Consider the following 15259-nt stretch of genomic DNA (forward strand, 5'->3'; position numbering starts at 1 on the left):
GTCAGCCCACCAGTTCGTAGGCCGGGGTGGTGAGGAAGTCCGTGTAGTCCTCGGAGAGGCAGATGTCGCCGATCAGGCTGCTGGCAGGCTGGTAGTAGCGGGCGAACGCTTCCTCGCCCACCTCGCCGCGCAGCTTCTCGGTTTCCTCGGCGAGGATGCGGGTGACCAGTTCGCGGGTGACCTTGTTGCCGGTGTCCGCGAGGACCACCTCGTTGCGGATCTGCTGCCAGACCTGCGAGCGGGAGATTTCCGCCGTCGCAGCGTCCTCCATGAGGTTGTGGATGGCCACCGCGCCGTTGCCGGAGATCCAGACGGCGGTGTACGCCACGGCGACGTAGAGGTTCAGGCGCAGGCCGGCTTCCGTGACCTGGCCTTCGGCGGAGGCGATGTCCAGCAGCTGGCCGGCCGTGACCGAAACCTCCGGGCGCTGCTTGTCCAGCTGGTTGGGCTTGTCGCCGAGTACGGAGTCGAAGACCTCCTGGCAGACGGGCACCAGGTCCGGGTGGGCAACCCAGGAGCCGTCGAAGCCGTCATTCGCCTCGCGGGTCTTGTCCGCGCGGACCTTTTCGAAGGCCTGCGCGGTGACCTCGGGTTCGCGCCGGTTGGGGATGACCGCAGCCATGCCGCCCATCGCGAAGGCGCCGCGGTGGTGGCAGGTCTTCACCAGCAGTTCCGTGTAGGCCCGCATGAACGGCGCCGTCATGGCCACGGTGGCGCGGTCCGGCAGCACGAAGCTGGCGCCGGCGTCGCGGAAGTACTTGATGATGCTGAACAGGTAGTCCCAGCGGCCGGCGTTCAGGCCCGAGGCGTGGTCCCGCAGCTCGTAGAGGATCTCGTCCATCTCGAACGCGGCCGGGATGGTTTCGATCAGGACGGTGGCGCGGATGGTGCCCTGGCCGAGGCCGAGAAAGTCCTGGGCGAAGACGAACACGTCGTTCCACAGCCGTGCCTCGAGGTGGCTCTCCATCTTCGGCAGGTAGTAGTACGGGCCGTGGCCGTTGAGCACCAACTGCTTGGCGATGTGGAAGAAGTGCAGGCCGAAGTCCACCAGCGCGCCGACGGCGGGTTCGCCGTCGAGCAGCAGGTGCCGCTCCTCCATGTGCCAGCCGCGCGGACGGGCCACGACGACGGCCAGCGGGGCGTCGGTGCGGAGCCGGTATTCCTTGCCCTCGGGGGAGGTGAAACTCAGGGTTCCGGTGGCGGCGTCGCGGAGGTTGAGGATGGCGTCGATGACGTTGCCCCAGGTGGGGGTGCTGGCGTCCTCAAGGTCGGCGAGCCACACCTTGGCGCCGGAGTTCAGGGCGTTGATGGCCATCTTGGCCGGCGACGCCGGCCCGGTCATCTCGACCCGGCGGTCCTGCAGGGCCGCCGGTGCCGGCGCAACCTTCCAGTCGCCGTCGCGCACGTTCTTGGTTTCCGGCAGGAAATCCAGGCTGCCGGTCCGGGCCACCTGCTCACGCTTGGCTTTCCGGGCCGTGAGCAGCTCACCGCGCCGGCCGGCGAAGCGCTTGTGGAGCTCCTCCACGAACGCGAGGGCCTTCGGGGTGAGAATTTCCTCCGCACGCTCGATCGGCCGGGGGTCTGTGACTGTAATAGCCATTGTGGGTCCTTTCCAGGGCTGATTCAGGCGTTGGCGAGGGCCGCGTCCGCGGGCGCTGCCTCTTCTGTTGAGTCTTCCGCTGATGCTGCCGCGGCGCCAGTACCCGCTGCGGCGTGGGCCGCGGCGGCGACTGCTGCCGCAACGTCGGCGGCCACGTGCGGGTCGAAGACGCTGGGGATGATGTAGCTGGCGTTGAGCTCGTCGTCAGCAACCCTGTTGGCGATCGCCTCGGCGGCAGCCACCAGCATCTCCGGCGTGATGTCGGATGCGCCGGCGTCCAGCAGCCCGCGGAAGAAGCCCGGGAAGGCCAGGACGTTGTTGATCTGGTTGGGGAAGTCGCTGCGGCCGGTGGCCACGACGGCGGCGTGCTTGGAGGCCACGGTCGGGTCGATTTCCGGCGTGGGGTTGGCCATGGCGAAGACGATCGCGTCCTTGGTCATCGAGGCGACCTGCTCCTCGCCGATCACGTGCGGGGCGCTGACGCCGATGAACACGTCGGCGCCCTTGAGGGCCTCGTGCAGGGTGCCGTCGAAGCCTTCCGCGTTGGTGTTGGCGGCAATCCAGGTGCGGTGCTCGTCGTCGTACTTCTCACCCGAGTGGATGGCGCCGGAGCGGCCGGCGGCGATGATGTGCTGCGCGCCCTGGGCCTTGAGGAGCTGGATGATCGCGGAGCCCGCGGCGCCGACGCCGGAGACCACGATTTTCACCTCGGCGAGCTTCTTGCCCACGACGCGGAGGGCGTTGACCAGGGCGGCGAGCGTGACGATGGCGGTGCCGTGCTGGTCGTCGTGGAAGACCGGGATGTCCAGTTCCTCGCGGAGCCGGTTTTCGATTTCGAAGCAGCGCGGCGCGGCGATGTCCTCGAGGTTCACGCCGCCGTAGACGGGCGCGAGGGCCTTGACGATCTTGATGATTTCCTCGGTGTCCTGGGTGTCCAGGCAGACCGGCCAGGCGTCAACGTTGGCGAACTGCTTGAACAGCGCCGCCTTGCCCTCCATGACGGGAAGCGCAGCTGCGGGGCCGATGTTGCCGAGGCCCAGGACGGCTGAACCGTCGGTAACCACGGCGATGGTGTTCCGCTTGACCGTCAGGTTCCGGGCGGCGTCGGGGTTTTCGGCGATGGCCAGGCAGACGCGGGCGACGCCGGGGGTGTAGGCGCGGGAGAGGTCATCGCGGTTGCGCAGGGCAACCTTCGGCACCACTTCGAGCTTGCCGCCGAGGTGCATCAGGAAGGTGCGGTCCGAGACGTTGCGGACGGTGACGCCGTCGAGCGCGTTGAGCGCATCTTTCACGCGGTCCGCGTGGTCCTGGTCGGTGGTGTTGCAGGTGACGTCGACAACCAGGGTCTCGTGGTGGGACTCGGTGACGTCCAGTGCGGTGATCGCCGCACCGGCCGCGCCGACGGCTGCCGCGAGCTCGCTGGTGGCGGAGAAGCTCGAGGGGGCCTCCACGCGCAGGGTGATTGAGTTTCCGGGGCTCGGGTTCGCCATTGAATGTCCTCCTGGTTAGGTCCGCCGTGGGGGCGGTTTCGTCAGCTGAATGTTTTCGTATTATGGATATTATTATCTACTTTATGGAAACACAAGCCCTGATTGCTTCCATCGACGTGGCCGGGCGCCGTGCTGTATCTTTGGCTGTCTAAGCAACTTTTTTCACGATGCGGATAAGAGTTGTCGTATTCGAGGCAACAGGAGAGTGCTACATGGCTGAGAAGGCCAGCGGAGGGGTGCAGTCGGTTGAGCGCGTCTTTGAACTTTTGGAACTGATCACCGACGCCGGCGGCGACGTGACGCTCAGCGAGCTCTCCTCCTCCACGGACCTGCCCCTGCCGACGATCCACCGGCTGCTGCGCACGCTCGTGGCGCTGGGGTACATCCGGCAGCTGCCCAACCGCCGCTACGCCCTCGGCCCGCGGCTGATCCGCCTGGGCGAAGGCGCCAACAAGCAGCTCGGTGCCCTGGCCCGGCCGCAGCTGAAGTCCCTCGTGGACCGGCTGGGGGAGACCTCCAACATGGCCGTGCTGGATTCCGACATGGTGATTTACGTGGCCCAGGTGCCGTCGCTGCACTCGATGCGCATGTTCACCGAGGTGGGCCGCCGCGCCCACACGCACGACACCGGCGTGGGCAAGGCCATCCTGGCGCAGCTGGACGACGAGGTGGTGCGCGGCATCGTGACCCGCACCGGTATGCCCACGCCCACGGCCAAGAGCATCGGCGACTTTGATTCCCTCATTGCCGACCTGAACCGGATCCGGGAACGCGGCTACTCGATCGACGAGGAGGAGCAGGAGCTCGGCGTGCGCTGCTTCGCCATGGCCGTGCCCAACGCGCCCACCCCCACCGCCATCTCCGTCTCCGGGCCGGTCTCCCGTGTGGACCAGGCCTTCGCCGACCGCGCCGTGCCGCTCCTCCGCGAAGCAGCCCAGGCCATCTCGGACGAGCTCAACCAAAACTGACGCGCTTTCTCCGCGCGCACGAAGCGCGAACGTGCAGGTAATGCCCTCAAATCCTGGATTTGAGGGCATTACCTGCTTGTTCGCGCTGTGCCGGCGTTGGCTAGTGCTCTGACGTGGAGGATGTCTCGATGGGGACTTCCTTGCCGTCGCAGTCGATCAGCTTCCCGCCTTCGAACCGGTCGCCGTCGGCCAGGCAGTGCAGGTCCTCCTCCTTGACCACGCGCCCGGTGCCCGCCACGAACACTGACTGGTTGTCCGAATTGCCCGCCTTGAAGTGGTTGAACAGCAGGTTCAGCAGGATGGCCATGACCGCGGCCGAGCTGATGCCGGAGTGGAAGATCGTGCTGAACCAGGACGGGAACTGGTCGTAGAAGGCCGGCGCCGCGATCGGGATCATGCCGAAACCGATGGACGCGGCAACGATGATCAGGTTCATGTTGTTGCGGTACTCCACCTTGGAGAGCGTGCGGATGCCGCTGGCGGCAACGGTTCCAAAGAGTACGACGCCGGCACCGCCCAGGACGGGCGTCGGCACCGCCGCGACTACCCGGCCAAGGACCGGAAGCAGGCCGAGGATGACGAGGATGAGGCCGCCGGCGCTGACGACGAAGCGGCTCTTGACGCCGGTGATGGCCACGAGGCCCACGTTCTGGGCGAAGGCGCTCTGCGTGAAGGAGTTGAACAGCGGGGAGATGGCGCTGGAGAGCATGTCTGCTCGCAGTCCGTCGCCGATCCGCTTGGAGTCGACCTTGGTGCCCACGATCTCTCCCACCGCGATGATGTCCGCGGAGGTCTCGGTGAGCGTCACCAGGATGACGATCAGCATGGAGATGATGGCCGCGATCTCGAACGTCGGCGGACCGAAGGCGAACGGGGTGGGGAACGCGACGATCTCGCCGGTGCCCACCTTGGAGAAGTCCGCCATGCCGAAGGCAAGCGCGATCAGGGTGCCCAGGACCATCGCGAGCAGGATGGACAGCCGGGAGATGGCGGCGTTGCCCACCTTGCTCAGTAGTAGGACGATCGCCATGGTGGCGGCAGCGAGTCCGATGTTGGCCATGCTGCCGTAGTTGGGGGCTGCCTTGTTGCCGCCCATGGCCCAGTTGGCGGCAACCGGCATCAGCGTGAGGCCGATGGTGGTGATCACGGTGCCCGTGACAACCGGCGGGAAGAACTTGATGATCTTGGAGAACAGCGGTGTGATCAGCAGTCCGATCAGCGAGGCTGCGATCACCGAACCGAAGACCGCCTGGATTCCGCCGCCGCCGTGGACAATCGCCACCATCGTGGAGACACCGGCGAAGGAGACGCCCTGGACGAGCGGAAGCTGGGAGCCGAAGAACCGGATGCCGACGGTCTGGAGGATGGTGGCGAGGCCGCCGACGAAGAGGCAGGCGGCGATCAGCAGGCCGATGTCCTGGGATGACATGCCGGCCGCGGCGCCGATGATCAGGGGTGGGGCGATGATGCCGCCGTACATGGTGAGGACGTGCTGGAACCCGTAGGCGAAAGTGCTGCCGATCGAGAGGCGCTGATCTTCCGGGCGGGTCGCCGCTGGGCGGCTTTTCTTGGTGATGTTCATGGCAGACTTTCTTGGTTCATGGCAGACGCCTTCGTCTGGCTAACAATGTCTGGCTAACAATTTGAGTCTTGGTGGAATGTTCCTGGTGCCCCGTGGCTCGAGTGGCCGGCTGGGACCGGAGTTTTTGTCCACTTATTGGGGGTTTAGGGGTTCCGAGGTCGCGATATCTGGACAAAAACTCGGAGCCGGTGGTGCTTGTGGGGTGCCGGCGGCCCGCGGAGACCTCTGTGTCCGCGGGCCGGCCAGGCGCCCGTTTTAGCAGAAGCCGGCGATGCCTGACCACGCGGCGTCGGCTGCCTCGGCGTCGTCGCGCAGCACGGTCGCCTCGATGAGTCCGTACGGGCGGTCGGCGGCGTAGAAGACCTCGTTGGGGTTGTCGAGTCCGAACGGCGAGAGGTCCACGAGGAAGTGGTGCTTGTTGGGCATCGAGAACTTGATTTCCTCGATCTCGCTGTGGGCTTCCAGGACCTTGGCGCCCATGTCGAACAGGGTCTGCTGCAGGGCGTGGGAGTACTTCTCGGTGAAGCCTTCAAGCAGGAGGCTCTTGACGTCCTCGTAGCTCTTGTTGAAGTCCAGCGAGGCGAAGTCCGTGCCGGCCTTGAAGCGCCAGCGGGCCGAGACATCGGTGGCGAGGATGCGGTCGGTGGTCTCCGGCAGGGTGGTGTACTTGTCCTTCGGGTAGCCGACGAAGCCGGACTGGGTGGACTTCAGGACGGTCAGGTCCTTGAGTCCGGAGATCAGGTGGGTGGCTGCGCCGTCGCGGACCAGGACGGCGGTGCGGACTTCCTGGCCCTTGCGGACGAAGGAGTGGTCGTGCGCGCTGCCGTGTGCCTGGATGCGCTCCCAGGCGTAGGACTCTGCCTCCCAGCGGCCGCCGGTAACCCAGTCAAAGCTGGAGGTGAAGTGCTCGCCGAGGCGGAGCAGGAAAGCCTCGGGGGAGCCGACCCCTTCCCGGGCGAAGGCGTAAATGGTGTTCTTCTGGGTGTCGGTGGCCACAACGTGGGCGTTGTCGCCTTCGAGGTGGGCGGCTTCGAAGTCCCCGCGGAGCTGCGACGTGACGTTCAGGTCCTCGATCTCGTGCCGGTCGGTGTCGCGGGTGATCTTGACGACGCGGACTTCAGCCTTGCCGTACTGGTTGTGGCCGAGGACGATCTTGTTGCTCATGGTCTGTTCCCAACTTCCGGTATGTGGAACGAAGGTCCCACATAGAAATTAAGTGCGTGTTTCCCACGCGTTTCTGTGGCGTCGACCCAAACAAAAAAGTGAGCCGACATCAGTTGTGATGCCAGCTCATTACGACCCTGCCTGCTGCTCCCAGGTTACGTGACGTGCGCCACGAATTGCCTTCAAGCGTAGCGCAGCATTCCGGTGGTGTACATCACAAATTCAAAAAACCGTTTGTGACCGACGACGTCGGATGGCCGGGCCGGCGGGTCTTGACGCCGCCCGCTGGTCGTCCGTAAGATTTCACATATCAAAAACTAATTTCCGCTAAGCGAAATTTCTGAGCGGATCAGCGCAAGAAACGAGGAGGAACAGATGGACTCGCAGGATCAGAACAACGTCGCGGAATTCCCGGCACCCGGCCAGGAGCTGTACCTGCCGTTTGGCGCCACGGATCCCGACTTCTACATCCCGGCCGACTGCGACCGGCGCTCCGGCGGCCTGTCGCGCTGGCTGTGGGCGCTTCCGGTCTTCGGCCGACGCCCCTAAGACGCAGCAATCGCCGCAGGACGCGCAAAGGGTCCGGCGACACCCGAAAATAGGTGTCGCCGGACCATTTCTGTGTCGCGGGGCAGTATCCGCGTCCTCAGTCCGCAGGCGAAGACCCGGGACGCCCCGGCCACTCCTTGCCGGCCCAGGGATCGTAGTCGGCAATAAGCTCCTCCTGCGCAGGACGTTCCGCGTCGGGGACATGCTGCAGGTTCACCCGCACCCGGTACCAGAGCGAACTCGAGCCGCGCATTCCGTCCACCAGCACATCTGCCGGATGCAGCGACGGCACCACTTCAGCATGCCGGGCCTTCCACTCCTCGAGCGCGGCTAATGCTTCCGGCTTGCTCTTGGTGCGCGCCACCTCGATGAGCGGCATCACCGACTGCCGGCGGCCGGAGCCGTTTCCGGCGCGCGGTGCCTTCTCGGCGGGGCCGAGTTCGGCCGCCAGCGCGAGCAGTCCGTCAAGCCCTCCGACGGCGTCGTCGATGCCGGCGTGGGGGTCGCCCACCTCGGCGAAACGCTCCACCACCGTCCTCACCGTGAACTGATCCGGCCGGGCGGAGCGGACCTCATCCCAGGTGAGCGGCGTCGAGACCCGGGCGTCCGGCAGCGGCCGCACCGAGTACGCCGAGGCCACGGTGCGGTCCTTCGCGTTCTGGTTGAAGTCCACGAACACACTCTCGCCGCGCTCCTCCTTCCACCACCTCGCGGTGGCGAGGCCGGGAGCGCGGTTTTCAACCTCCCGGGCCAGCGTCTCGGCGGCGAGCCGCACGTCGCGGTACGACCACTGCGGCGCGATGCGCACCAGAATGTGCAGTCCCCGCGAGCCGCTCGTCTTCGGCCACCCCGCAAGCCCCATGTCGTCGAGCACCTCCCGCGCCACATACGCTACGTCGACGATCTGCGACCAGTCGACGCCCGGCATCGGGTCCAGGTCCACCCGCAGCTCGTCCGGATGCTCGAGGTCCTCGGCGCGCACCGGATGGGGGTTCAGGTCGAGGCAGCCAAGATTCACCACCCACGCCAGGCCTGCGGCATCCCGGATGACGGCTTCCTCCGCCGACGTCCCCGACGCGTAGTGCAGCGTCGTGGTGTCGATGAAGTCCGGATGGTTGTCCGGGACACGCTTCTGGAAGAACGGCTCCGCGTCGATGCCCTTCGGGAAGCGCTTGAGCACCATCGGCCTGCCGCCGGCACCCCGGAGCGCGCCCTCCGCGACCGCCAGGTAATAACGCACCAGGTCGAGCTTCGTCAGCCCCGGCTCCGGGAACACCACCTTGTCCGGGCTCGAGATGCGGACCTCGGTGCCGGCAATGTCCAGGATCTCGGCCGGCGTCTTCGACGGAGTCATGCCGCCACGGTAGCAGTTGGCCGGCCCCGTTTCGATGGTTCCGTGCGCACTAGACGTTGCGAATCGTCGTCTGCACGGGGAACCGTCGAAATGGCGGGAGATGCCGGGACGTCAGCCGTTCACCAGCCGCCGCGCCGCCGCCGAATGCTCCGCGATCAGGCCAGCCACGTCCAGTCCCGGAATCTGTCCGTCCACCACCCGCCACTGCCCGGCCACCATCACGCGGTCCGCGCGGTCGGCTGCACACAGGAGCAGGGCGGCGAGCGGATCGTGGCTGCCGGAAAACCGCAGGTCGTCCAGCCGGAACAGGGCCAGGTCCGCCTGCATCCCGGGCGCCAGCTGGCCCAGGTCCGGCCGCCCCAGTACAGCCGCCGACCCGCGCGTGGCCCAGCCCAGCGCCCGCTCCACCGGAACCTGCGCGCCGTAGCGCAGCCGCTGCAGGTACAGCGCCTGCCGCGCCTCCAGGATCATGTTGGAGGCGTCGTTCGACGCCGATCCGTCCACCCCCAGCCCCACGGGAACTCCCGCGTCCTCCAGTTCGAGCACCCGGGCGGTGCCGGACGCGAGGCGCATGTTCGACGTCGGGCAGTGGGCGACGGCGGTCCCCGCCGCTCCCAGCCGGGCGATTTCCGCGTCGCTGAAATGGATGCCGTGGCCAAGCCACGTCCGGTCCGTCAGCCAGCCCACGCTGTCCAGGTAGTCCACGGTGCGCAGGCCGAATGTCTCGAGGCAGAACTGCTCCTCATCAAGGGTCTCCGCGAGGTGCGTGTGCAGCCGGACGTCGTGCCGGTCCGCCATGGCGGCGCTCTCGGCCATGATCTCCTTGGTGACCGAAAACGGCGAGCAGGGCGCCAGCGCAGTCTGGATCACGGCGCCGTCGCCACGCTCGTGGTACTCGCGGATGAGCCGTTCACTGTCGGCGAGCACCACCTCCGGTGCCTGCACCGTCGACCGTGGCGGCAGCCCGCCGTCGTCCTCTCCCAGCGTCATGGAGCCGCGGGTCAGCGTGGCCCGCATGCCGAGGCGCCGGACGGCGCCGATTTCGACGTCGACGGCGTCCTCCATCCCGGCGGGGAAGAGGTAATGGTGGTCGGCGGAGGTGGTGCAGCCGGAGAGGAGCAGTTCGGCGAGGGCCACGGTGGCCGCGAGGTCAAGGTCCCGCGGGGTCAGCCTCGCCCAGACCGGGTACAGGTTCTGCAGCCAGGGGAAGAGCGGCGCGTTGGCTACCGGACCCCAGGCGCGGGTGAGTGTCTGGTAGAAGTGGTGATGCGTGTTGATCAGACCGGGCAGCACCACATGGCTGCCGGCGTCGAAGGTCTGTCCGCAGGGTACGGAGGGCGTCTGGCCGGCGCCGAGCACCTCCACGATTGTGCCGCCGCTGATTACGAGGCCGCCCGAGGCGTCGAGGCCGTTGGCGGTGAAGGCCGCCAGCGGGTTCCGGATCCAGAGCCGGGATTCGGGCGCCGGCTGGGGAAGCGTCGGTGGAAGATCAAAGGGCTGGGTCATGGGGGTCCTTGTCTGAGCGTGCTGATACTTGCCAGCTCAGTGGTCCTGTCTGCTGATCCAGGGGACGTGCTGCCCTGCAAGGTGACGTCCCTGCAAGGTGACGTCCGGGCGGCGGTCGGCACCAGCGTAGGGCGGGTGCGGCGAGGCGGTCAATGGCGGTGCTTTGTGACAGGCCCGGGTGGCAGCTTGGGCGGCGCTCCGGTGTGGCGCTCCGCATCATTCATTTCACATTGCGAAATTAAATTTCCAGAAAACTATGGCGCGGACCACATTCCGGTGCTAATCTCGATGTTGCCAAAGGCGGGCACCCGGACTCCGGGGAAGCTATCTACCAGGCGCAACTTAACCTTCAAAAGCACATGCTGAAGCCTGGTAACCGTCGCACTTGGTCCTTTCCGTTCCGTCGCGGGGTACCGGCTTCCACAGCAAAGGGAGTCGCATCATGAGTACCACCGTCACGGCCGAGGCATACCTGGCCAGGTCCATCCAGTTGGCAACCGCCAACGTCCTGAACAGCGGCGGCCCGTTCGGCGCCGTGATCGTCTCCGCCGACGGTCAGGCGTTCGACGGCGTCAACCGGGTCACCGCCGACAACGATCCCACCGCCCACGCCGAGGTCACGGCCATCCGCCGAGCCTGCAGCGGTCTTGGCACCTTCGACCTCCGCGGAGCCACCCTCTACAGCAGCTGCGAGCCATGCCCCATGTGCCTCGCCTCGGCGCTGTGGGCCCGCATCGACCGGGTTGTCTTCGCCGCCGACCGGCACGACGCCGCCTCCGTGGGCTTCGACGACGCCGTCTTCTACGAGTACTTCGACAACGAGGACCGGCACGCCCTGATGCCGGTCTCCAAGCTCGAACTGGGCCACCCCGAAGCCCCGGCCATCCTGGAACCGTTCAACACCTGGAACACGCTCGACTCCAGGATTGACTACTAGGGCCCGGTGGCTGAGATGACAATCCTGGACAATACCGCTGAACAGCAGGCTGCGCTTCAGGGCGCAGGGCAGACAGCGGCACTCGAAATGCACCAGACCACCGCCAAAACGCAACGGGGCAGCGGCCCCAGGCCCCCGGCGTCGAACTCTTTCCTTGACCGGTTCTTCCACATCACCCGCCGTGGTTCCACCGTGGGCCGCGAGGTGCGGGGCGGACTGGTCACCTTCTTCACGATGGCCTACATCGTCATCCTGAATCCGCTGATCCTCGGCGGCTTCAGCGCGGACAACGCCCCCACGGACGTCGCCGGCGGCTGGCTTTCGGCCGCGCAGGTGGGCGCAGTCACCGGGCTGACAGCCGGCGTCATGACCATCGCGTTCGGCCTGATCGCCAACCTGCCGTTCGGCCTGGCCGCGGGACTGGGCATCAACTCCTTCCTCGCGGTGGCAGTCATCCACGAGGTCACGTGGGCCGAGGCGATGGGCCTGGTGGTCATCAACGGCATCCTGATCGTCCTGTTCGGCGTCACCGGCGCGCGGACCGCGATCTTCCGGGCCGTGCCCAAGGAACTGAAAGCCGCCATCACGGTGGGCATCGGCCTGTTCATCGCCTTCATCGGGTTCGTGGACTCGGGCTTCGTGAAGGCCACCGCCGGCGGGCCTCCGGTCCAGCTTGGCGACAACGGATCCATCACCTCCATCCCCACCATGGTGTTCATCGTGGGCCTCCTGGTCATGGGAATCCTCGTGGCACGGAAGGTCCAGGGCGGCCTGCTCATCGGCATCGTGGCCACCACGGCGCTCGCCGCCGTCGTCGAGGCCTTCCTGCACATCGGCCCGGCCAGCGAAACCAACCCGGGCGGCTGGCACCTGAACACGCCGGTGCTGTCCGGACACCTGGTTTCCGCGCCGGACCTCGGCCTGGTGGGTCAGTTCGACCTGTTCGGCGCGTTTGGCCGGATCGGCGGCCTGGCCGCGACGATGCTGGTGTTCACGCTCGTGTTCACCAACTTCTTCGACGCCATGGGCACCATGACCGGGCTCGCGAAGAGCGCAGGCGTGGCGCACAAGGACGGCACCTTCCCCCGGCTCAAGTCCGCCTTCATCGTCGAAGGCGTGGGCGCGGTGGCGGGCGGCGCGACGTCGGGTTCCTCCAACACCGTGTACATCGACTCCGCCGCGGGCATCGGTGAGGGGGCGCGCACCGGGCTGGCCTCCGTCGTCACCGGCGCGCTGTTCCTGGGCTCCATGTTCCTCACCCCGCTCACCAGCGTGGTGCCGCTCGAGGTGGCAGCCGCCGCCCTGGTGGTGGTGGGCGCGATGATGATGGCGCAGATCCGCGAGATCAAGTTCAGCAAGTTCGCGGTGGCGCTGCCGGCCTTCCTGACGATCGTCACCATGCCGCTGAGCTACTCGATCGCCAACGGCATCGGGGTGGGCTTCGTGACCTGGGCGGTGATCGGCGCGGCCTCCGGCAAGGCGAAGAAGATCCACCCGCTGATGTGGGTGGTGACCGTGGGCTTCGTCATCTACTTCGCCCGGGGTCCGATCGGGGCACTGCTCGGGGCGTAGACCCGCTCGCGACGCGCAAAATGCCCCGCGACGCGCAAACGGCCGGAGGACACGGGAATCCGCGCATCCCCGGACCGTTTGCGCGTCGCCGGACCGGACCGGCGTCGAATGCTTTCAACTACCAGGAATAGGAACGAGAATATGGGCACCATCGCACGGGAAGAGGGAGTGCTGCCATGCTGGATCTGATGCCTTCTCTGGCCGGCTGGCGCCCGGCGGCGTCCGGGGAACGGTGCGCCGTCGCCACCATCATCGCCGCCAGCGGCTCCGTGCCGCGCCCGCCCGGGACCTCCATGCTGGTGTCCGAATCAGGGGAGATCCTCGGCAGCCTCTCCGGCGGCTGTGTTGAAGGCGCCGTGGTTGCATCGGCGCTGGAGGTGATGGCCGACGGCGGCACCCGCCTTGAGGCGTTCGGCTTCAGCAGCGAGGACGCATTCGCCGTCGGGCTCACCTGCGGCGGGGAGCTGGAGGTCCACATCCAGCCGCTGGACGGCAGCGCCGCCGGGTTCGGCGCGCTCCGGACGTTCGCCGCCGGGGATCCCGAACGGCCGCTGGCCCTGATCCGGCGCATCGACGCGCCGGGTCTAGCCGTTGCCGGCAGCGCATTGGGGGCTGCCGGAACCCAGGCTGCCGGAACCCAGGTGACCGGAACTCTGGTGAACGGAACTCTGGTGAACGCGGCCGCCGAGCGGCCGTCCGTCGTCGTGGTTCCTGATCCTGGCACCTTTGTGGCTGCGGGATCTGCCCGCCTCGCGGCCCTGCTCGGGCTGGACTCCCTGAACCTGGACGCCGGCGCCAGGCGGGAAGCACTCCTGGCGGCCGCGGCCCAGGTCGAACCGCTGCTGCGCGGCGGCCGGACGGGGCTGGTCCGGCTGGCGCCCCCGCAGGGCTGCAGTGTTTCTGACCGAAACAACCGAACCGACGGCGCGATGGCCTTGCCTGAACCGGTGACCGTGCTGGTGGAGAGCCGCCTGCCGCAGGCCCGGCTGCTGGTGTTCGGCGCCAACGACTTCGGCGCGGCGCTGGTGCCGGCCGCCAAGCTGCTCGGCTACCGCGTCACGCTGTGCGATGCCCGCCCGGCGTTCGCGGCGCAGGAGCGCTTTGCCGCCGCGGACGAAGTGGCCACCGACTGGCCGCACCGGTATCTCGAGGCGGAAGCCGCCGCAGGCCGGATCGACTCCCGCACGGTCATCTGCGTCCTCACCCACGACCCCAAGTTCGACATTCCGCTGCTGCAGGAAGCACTGGAGCTTGATGTTGCCTTCGTCGGTGCCCTGGGTTCGCGCCGCAGCCACCGGCAGCGCATCGACGGGCTGCTCGAGGCCGGCGTGGCACCGGAGCGGCTGGCCCGGCTGCATTCGCCCATCGGCCTGGATCTCGGCGCCGTCACCCCGGCGGAGGTGGCCGTCTCCATTACCGCGGAGCTGATCGCAGCCCGTACCGGTGCCGCCGCCTGCACTCCCTTGCGGGACGGCAGCGGACCCATCCATTCCCTTCCCGCCGGCCGCAGAGAGCCCGCGCTAAGCCACCAACCGGCACTCACTACAGAACAGGCATCCCAGGAGATCGCATGGACATGAACACCATCGAGGCGGTGGTCCGCACCACCGACCCCGCCGACTGGCGCGACGGCGACGCCTGGCTCGCGGGCGGCACCGTCCTCTTCTCCTACGGCAGCACGGCCTTCGGACCCGAGCCGCTGCGGCGCCTGCTGGATCTCGGCTCCGCCGGATGGCAGGCCGTCACGGTGACCGCGGACGGCATCGAGCTCGCCGCCACCTGCACGATCGCCGAACTCTACGCGCTCCCGGAAAAACTGGCAGACGAAAGCGGCTCGGCGGGCTGGGCAGTGAATGCTCAGGGCTGGCCGGGGCTGGACCTGATCCGGCCCTGCTGTGACTCCTTCGTGGCGTCCTTCAAGGTCTGGAACATGTCCACCGTGGGCGGCAACCTGTGCACGTCGCTGCCGGCCGGCCCCATGATCTCGCTGTGCGCGGGACTGGACGGCACGGCCACCATCCTCGGTCCGGGCGGCACCCGCCGCGAGCTGCCGGTGGCCGACCTCATCACCGGGGACGGGCAAAACGCCCTGGCGCCCGGCGAGCTGCTCCGCAGCGTCAGCCTGCCGGCGTCGTCGTTGTCCTCCCGGGTGGCGTTCCGCCGCCTCTCGCTGAGCAACCTCGGCAGGTCCGGCGTCCTGCTGATCGGAAGGCTCGACGGCGGAGGCCGGTTCACGCTCACCGTCACCGCCGCCACCAAGCGGCCCGTGCAGCTCCGGTTCGAATCGCTGCCGGACGCGCCGGAGCTGGCGGACGAACTTGAGGCCGCCATCCCGGCGGGCCTGTACCACGACGACATCCACGGGCTGCCCGCATGGCGCCGCGACATGACGCACCGCCTGGCCGAGGAAATCCGGGCGGAACTCGGCCTGCCAGCCGGAGCGCCGACGGCGGTGTCCGGCGACTTCTGGCCGCCGCAGCAGAGCGCACGGCAGACCCGGCAGACTCCGCCGCAACAGACAACGAGAGGGGCCTGAG

General features: G+C 67.6%; 12 protein-coding genes. 6 read left to right on the forward strand and 6 right to left on the reverse strand.

Translation table 11 applies throughout. From position 1 onward, the window contains the following. Position 1: 1 nt before the first annotated feature. Together aceB and R5O87_RS17555 are read right to left on the reverse strand one after the other, a co-directional pair. Positions 2 to 1600, reverse strand: coding sequence for a malate synthase A (aceB, locus tag R5O87_RS17550; protein ID WP_410554339.1), 1599 nt, complete (start codon positions 1598 to 1600; stop codon positions 2 to 4). Between the two features lie 23 nt (positions 1601 to 1623). After that, positions 1624 to 3090 carry an NAD-dependent malic enzyme gene (locus tag R5O87_RS17555; protein ID WP_410554338.1) on the reverse strand — a complete coding sequence of 489 codons (1467 nt, stop codon included), beginning with the start codon at positions 3088 to 3090 and terminating at the stop codon, positions 1624 to 1626. A 212-nt stretch (positions 3091 to 3302) separates the two neighbouring features. Here R5O87_RS17555 and R5O87_RS17560 point away from each other — a divergent pair, with 212 nt between their 5' ends. Further along, the gene (locus R5O87_RS17560; protein WP_377952783.1) at positions 3303 to 4058 is read left to right on the forward strand and encodes an IclR family transcriptional regulator; all 756 of its coding nucleotides are present in this window, start codon (positions 3303 to 3305) and stop codon (positions 4056 to 4058) included. A 100-nt stretch (positions 4059 to 4158) separates the two neighbouring features. On the opposite strand, the gene R5O87_RS17565 is transcribed toward R5O87_RS17560, so the two are convergent. Together R5O87_RS17565 and pucL are read right to left on the reverse strand one after the other, a co-directional pair. Further along, positions 4159 to 5640 (reverse strand): nucleobase:cation symporter-2 family protein, encoded by a 1482-nt coding sequence (locus tag R5O87_RS17565; protein ID WP_410554337.1) that lies wholly within the window; start codon positions 5638 to 5640, stop codon positions 4159 to 4161. A 255-nt stretch (positions 5641 to 5895) separates the two neighbouring features. Beyond that, positions 5896 to 6804, reverse strand: coding sequence for a factor-independent urate hydroxylase (gene pucL / locus R5O87_RS17570; protein WP_410554336.1), 909 nt, complete (start codon positions 6802 to 6804; stop codon positions 5896 to 5898). A 375-nt stretch (positions 6805 to 7179) separates the two neighbouring features. On the opposite strand from pucL, the gene R5O87_RS17575 reads away from it, so the two are divergent. After that, positions 7180 to 7353 (forward strand): hypothetical protein, encoded by a 174-nt coding sequence (locus tag R5O87_RS17575; RefSeq protein ID WP_410554335.1) that lies wholly within the window; start codon positions 7180 to 7182, stop codon positions 7351 to 7353. Positions 7354 to 7450: 97 nt separating this feature from the next. Here the strand turns inward: R5O87_RS17575 and ligD are convergent, their stop codons facing one another. Then, a complete protein-coding gene (ligD, locus tag R5O87_RS17580; RefSeq protein ID WP_410554333.1) occupies positions 7451 to 8707 on the reverse strand; it encodes a non-homologous end-joining DNA ligase in 1257 nt (418 codons plus the stop codon). A 111-nt stretch (positions 8708 to 8818) separates the two neighbouring features. Beyond that, positions 8819 to 10213, reverse strand: a complete 1395-nt coding sequence (locus tag R5O87_RS17585; protein WP_410554332.1) for an 8-oxoguanine deaminase — start codon at positions 10211 to 10213, stop codon at positions 8819 to 8821. Positions 10214 to 10655: 442 nt separating this feature from the next. On the opposite strand from R5O87_RS17585, the gene R5O87_RS17590 reads away from it, so the two are divergent. The 4 genes from R5O87_RS17590 (at position 10656) to R5O87_RS17605 (ending at position 15258) form a co-directional block, all read left to right on the forward strand. After that, positions 10656 to 11150: a nucleoside deaminase gene (locus tag R5O87_RS17590; RefSeq protein ID WP_410554331.1), complete on the forward strand. Its 495-nt coding sequence runs from the start codon at positions 10656 to 10658 to the stop codon at positions 11148 to 11150. Positions 11151 to 11156: 6 nt separating this feature from the next. Continuing rightward, positions 11157 to 12722 carry an NCS2 family permease gene (locus R5O87_RS17595; protein ID WP_410554330.1) on the forward strand — a complete coding sequence of 522 codons (1566 nt, stop codon included), beginning with the start codon at positions 11157 to 11159 and terminating at the stop codon, positions 12720 to 12722. 176 nt (positions 12723 to 12898) lie between these two features. After that, positions 12899 to 14302 carry an XdhC family protein gene (locus tag R5O87_RS17600; protein ID WP_410554329.1) on the forward strand — a complete coding sequence of 468 codons (1404 nt, stop codon included), beginning with the start codon at positions 12899 to 12901 and terminating at the stop codon, positions 14300 to 14302. Then, positions 14293 to 15258 (forward strand): FAD binding domain-containing protein, encoded by a 966-nt coding sequence (locus tag R5O87_RS17605; protein ID WP_410554328.1) that lies wholly within the window; start codon positions 14293 to 14295, stop codon positions 15256 to 15258. Before R5O87_RS17600 ends, R5O87_RS17605 begins: the two co-directional genes overlap by 10 nt. The last annotated feature ends 1 nt before the right edge of the window (position 15259 follow it).

It is taken from the genome of Arthrobacter globiformis (assembly GCF_046536215.2).
GTDB classification, from domain to species: Bacteria; Actinomycetota; Actinomycetes; order Actinomycetales; family Micrococcaceae; genus Arthrobacter; species Arthrobacter globiformis_E.